Genomic DNA, 5,165 nt, shown 5'->3' on the forward strand with positions numbered 1-5,165 from the left:
CGCCGGTTTACGCCGCGGGCGGCCGCCCTCAGTTGAGGCTGCGGCGTCCTTCAAAGGCGCGGCCCAGGGTGATTTCGTCGGCGTACTCGAGGTCGCCGCCCACCGGAAGCCCGGAGGCCAGGCGGGTTACGGTGATGCCCAGGGACTTGAGCATCCGCACCAGGTAGGTGGCGGTGGCTTCGCCTTCGAGGTTGGGGTCCGTGGCAATGATGATCTCGCTGATCTGATCATCGGAGAGCCGGCTCAGCAGCTCGCGGATGCGCAGCTGGTCCGGGCCGATCCCGGCAATCGGGTTAATGGCGCCGCCCAGCACGTGATACCGCCCGCGGAAGGAGCGGGTGCGCTCCACGGCGATGACGTCCTTGGATTCCTCCACCACGCAGATCATCGTGGGGTCGCGGCGCGGATCGCGGCAGATGTTGCAGGTTTCCTGTTCGGTGACGTTGCCGCACACCTGGCAGAACTTCACCTTTTCCTTCACCGTGGTGATGGCAGACGCCAGCCGGGACATGTCCTCGGGGTCCGCTTCCAGGATGTGGAACGCGATCCGCTGCGCCGACTTGGGACCCACTCCGGGGAGCCGTCCCAACTCGTCGATCAGTTCCTGAACCGCACCTTCGTACACTTGGCCTTCTTAGGGAATAGTTGTTGGACCGGTGGTGGGCAGCCGGTTTACCGGCGCATGTCATGCCCGTCGAGGCTGCGTTCCTCGATCAGCCGGCCACCCAGAATGCGTTCGATCGCCTTGCGGCCGACCAGACCCGAATCTTCGAGAGTCACATCGTCGGCGCTCGGGACGTCTTCGACGTAGCCCAAGTCTACGGTGCCCCGCCCGGCGGCCGGCGCTGCTGTGCCATTGCGCTGGGCGGCTTCGTTCAACAGCTTCTGGTACCGGCTGAGCGGGCGGTTGCCGTGGTTGCCGGCAGGTGCCTGCGCTTCTGCGGGCTGGGCCTGATTCCCCTGCGCTGCCGTCCGGGTGGAACCCGGCGATGCCAGCCCGGTGCTTCCCGGGCGGGAGGCCGCTTGTGTTGCCGAGGCATTTGATCCTTGTGCGGCTGCTCCGGAGGGAATCCCTGCTGCGGGTCCCGACGGTGCGCCGGGTCCTGACGGTCCGCCGGATCCCGACGGCGCTGCGGAGCCGAAGCCTGATCCGGTGACCGGCCGGCCTGCTGGTGCCTGCCCGGAAGGGCGGCCGCCGGACTGTCCCGCAGGACGGGCAGCCGTGGTGCCGGCCCAGTTGGTGTTGGCCCACTCGTCATCGCTGACGGCGCTGCTGATGTGGATTTCCTCAGGCGCGGCGGCTGTTTCCCAGGCGTTGCTTTCCGGCACGTCTCCGGGATCGGAAGGCTCCTGCGGCCAGTCATCCGGCAGGGGAGCCGAGGGACGGGAAGCAGCGGGACGGGTGCCCGCGTTCTGGGAAGCGGCGTTCCGTGAAGCGGCGGGCTGGGGCGCGGTGGGCTGGGGCGCGGTTGGCCCGGGCTCGGGCGACCGGGAATCGGCGGGCTGGGGCGCGGACACGGTGGGCCGGGAATCGGAAGGCTGGGACGCGGAAGCAACGTTGCCGGATGCAGCAGGGCCCGATGCGCCGGTGTCTGCCGGCCACCCCGGCCCGGATGCAGCGGACTGCTGGGACTGGGCCTGCTGGCCCGGTTGTGCCGTCTGGGTGTGCTGAGCCGGTCGCGGCTGCTGGGGGTTGTGGCTCGATGCAGCCTGGTCAGTCCCGTCGCGGGGCGGCGCTACCTGTCCGACAGAGCCGGGAGCGCCGGCGGAGGTGGTGTCCCGGTGGCTGGCGCTCGGTTCTGCTGTCCCGGCTGCGTTCGTCGGAGCCGTCCCGCGTTGAGGCGCGGCTGTGTTGCCCTGTCCGGCCGGAGCGGGAACTGGGCTGTCCTGGGAGCCCTGCCGTTGGGTGGGTGCCCCGGAAGGGGAACCCGGAGCCGCGGACGTGGATCCCGACGCACCGGACGGCAGAGAGGCGCCGGGCGCGGCAGGTGAGGGCAGGGAGGCGCCAGGAACGGAGGCGGACGCAGGCGCGGCGGCACCTGTTGCCGGCTGCGCGGGAGCTGGCGCCGGAACCTGTGCCGGCGCGTTAGGCCGGCTACCGGCTTTTGGGCCGGGTTCACCCGCTGCCGCGGCGCTGTCGTGGACCACATTGACTTGCGAATCCACGCCCAGGACCTGATGGATGGCCTTGCGGAGGTTCTCCAGATGGTCCGGGCGGTTGAAGTTGGTGGCCGCGCCGGGATTCGAGAACGCGAGCTCCAGTACCCGGCCGTCGAAGCCGCGCGGAGAGGCGTTCTTGCTGACGTTCAGCCACGTAGCGCGGCGGATGCTCGTGAGGGCATCCATGATTTCCGGCCAGGCGCGGCGGATCATTTCGATCTGCCCGCCCCCGGCTGCCGGGCGGCTGGCTTCCTGCGGTGCAGGCGCGGCCGTCGGTGCTGCCGACGAACCGGGCGCACCATCCGCAGGGCTGCCGGAGTGTGAATCGGCTGCCGAAGGTCCGGCGCTGACGGGTTCTGGGTTAACCGGAGCCGAACTAGCGGGTGCCGTACTGCCTGGTGCTGCGTCCGACGGCGCTGCCGCCGGCGTCTGCTGCTCCTGGGGCTGCCTGGTTCCCGACGGCTGGGCCGAGGAATGGGAGTCCTGCTCGGGAACGGAGTCCCGAGAGGGGGCTGATGTTGCCTGACCGTTGGGCTGCTGTTGTGCCGCTTCGCGGGAAACATCATCCCAGGTGCGGCTCGACGCTGCGGGAGCAGTCGACCCGGCAGACGAAGAGGCAGTCGAGGGAGAAGACGCAGGCGCGGGCGTAGCCCAGGTTCCGCCCCAATCGGCCGCTCCACCGCTGGCAGGTGCTGCCGGTTCAGGTGCCTGCTGGGGTGTGTTCCGAGGGTCCGCTGCGGCAGGCGCCGAGGCAGCGGGCCGCTGCGCCGCCGTCGGGCGTTCAGTTGCAGGGACGGAAGCCTGCGGCGCCTCGCCGGCACCCATGGGCGCCGCGGCGCTGTCGCCGGCGTAGCTAAGACGCCGTTCGAGCCGGTCCACGCGGGCTGCCGTGCCGCGCTCCGACTGGTCCGCTGCGGGCAGCAGGATGCGGGCGCAGAGCAGTTCCAAGTGGAGCCGGGGAGAGGTGGCGCCAGTCATTTCGGTCAGGGCAGTGTTCGTAATGTCCGCGGCCCGGGAAAGCTCGGCGCCGCCGAACTGGGCCGCCTGCGTGTGCATGCGGTTGATCTGGTCCTCGGGGACGCCGCGGAGTACGGCGGCCGCACTGTCCGGCATCGCATTGACCACAATGAGGTCGCGGAATCGTTCGAGCAGGTCCTCGACGAAGCGCCGGGGGTCCTGGCCGGTCTGGATCACACGGTCGATGGCGCTGAACACGGTGGTCGCGTCCCCGGCGGCAAAGGCGTCGACGACGTCGTCGAGCAGCGCCACGTGGGTGTAGCCGAGCAGGTTCACCGCCAGCTCATAGTCCAGACCGGACTCGCCGGCCCCTGCCATGAGCTGGTCCAGGACAGAGAGGGAGTCGCGGACGGAGCCGCCGCCTGCACGGATGACCAGCGAGAGGACGCCGGGGGCCACGGGAACGTTTTCCTGGCTGGCCAGCTTTTCCAGGTAGGCCAGCAGCGGTTCCGGGGGAACCAGGCGGAACGGATAGTGGTGGGTCCGGGACCGGATGGTGCCGATCACCTTGTCCGGTTCCGTGGTGGCAAAGATGAACTTAATGTGTTCCGGCGGCTCTTCGACGATCTTGAGCAGCGCGTTGAAGCCGGCCGAGGTGACCATGTGGGCTTCGTCGATGATGAAGATCTTGTAGCGGTCGCGCACGGGGGCGAAGGTGGCGCGTTCGCGCAGGTCGCGGGCATCGTCCACGCCGCCGTGGCTGGCGGCATCGATTTCGATGACGTCGAGGCTGCCGGAACCGTTGCGGGCAAGTTCAACGCAGCTGTCGCACTTGCCGCACGGGGTCGGCGTCGGGCCTTCAGCGCAGTTCAGGCACCTGGCCAGGATGCGGGCAGACGTGGTCTTGCCGCAGCCGCGCGGGCCTGAGAAGAGGTAGGCGTGGTTGACGCGGTTCTTCGAGAGGGCCGCCATCAGCGGCTCGGTGACATGCTCCTGGCCAATCACGTCCGCGAAGCTCTCGGGACGGTAACGGCGGTAAAGGGCTGTACTCACAGATAGAACCCTATCGGTTGGCACTGACGGTTCGCATCCGGTCCCGGGGCGGCTTGAATGCCGCTGTTTCCGGATAAATTAAAGACCCCCCATGCACCTGCCAGAGCCCGCTTACCCTTGCTACCTTCCGGTCCTGGGGGAGTTCACAGGATGACACCACATGAGGGGCCGCCAACAAGTCTACCCGATTTTTCGGCTGCCGATTTCGGGGTGGGCAGCGGTGAGGAATGCGGTGGCCGGGTCCCCTGGAGGCGCGGGGAGGAGGCCTGTCCGGGGCAGGTTCGACGGCGGGTCCGACGGCGGTGGCGGCGCCGGCTGCGGGGGTGGTGGCGCTGGGGAGGAGCCACGGAGGAGCCGCCGCTCCGGGGTGATGCCGCCGGGGAGGAGCCGCGGAAGAGCCGCCGAGGAGCGGGCGAGGAGCCAGCGCTCCGTATAAAGGGAGTCGGCCGCCCCTATATGCCGAGCCTATATAGGGGCGAGGTGCCCGTTCTTGGGCCCATCCCTAAAGGGTGAGGTCCCGTCTCCTGCGCCGATCCCTCTAAAGGGTGAGCGCCCGGCCCTGCTCCGATCCTACAAACGTGAGGCGCCGGCTTCCGCGCCCATCTCTATGTAGGGAAGCATAGGGGGCCGGTTTGATGGAGGGCGCCGTTCAGGTGCATCCCTTCAGGCGGGGGTCCTCCTGAAGGGATGCACGGGATGCGGCTGGGTTGCGCAAATCTCCACGGCTTCCCGCGTCAGCAGTTAGAGGTTCTATGCACGGTCCCTATATAGGGGCTCTATATAGGGGACCGTGCATATAGGGGGCCGGCGCAATGGAGGGCCGGTGAAATAGGTGGCCGGCGGAGTCGAACTTCCCAGGCAGCAGGGAAAGGGCCGCCGCAACTCTGCAGGAGCACCTGGCTAGCGTCGAACCAAGGGGTTTCCGACCCCCTTCAGGGGCGTGTCGCAGGCCACGTTGGGTGGATTTGCGCGGGTGCCGCCAGGCGTGTAATGTT

The 5,165-nt window shown here is 68.7% G+C and carries 2 protein-coding genes and 1 other RNA gene; all 3 read right to left on the minus strand.

Annotated features, from left to right (window positions below):
- Positions 1–28: 28 nt before the first annotated feature.
- Positions 29–625, minus strand: a complete 597-nt coding sequence (recR, locus tag RTN46_RS16330; protein ID WP_312182966.1) for a recombination mediator RecR — start codon at positions 623–625, stop codon at positions 29–31.
- A 47-nt stretch (positions 626–672) separates the two neighbouring features.
- The gene (locus tag RTN46_RS16335) at positions 673–4,170 is read right to left on the minus strand and encodes a DNA polymerase III subunit gamma and tau (protein WP_312182968.1); all 3,498 of its coding nucleotides are present in this window, start codon (positions 4,168–4,170) and stop codon (positions 673–675) included.
- A 77-nt stretch (positions 4,171–4,247) separates the two neighbouring features.
- Positions 4,248–4,343: signal recognition particle sRNA small type (ffs, locus tag RTN46_RS16340), an RNA gene on the minus strand.
- Between the last annotated feature and the right edge of the window lie 822 nt (positions 4,344–5,165).

The organism is Arthrobacter sp., assembly GCF_031988865.1.
Lineage (GTDB): Bacteria > Actinomycetota > Actinomycetes > Actinomycetales > Micrococcaceae > Arthrobacter_B.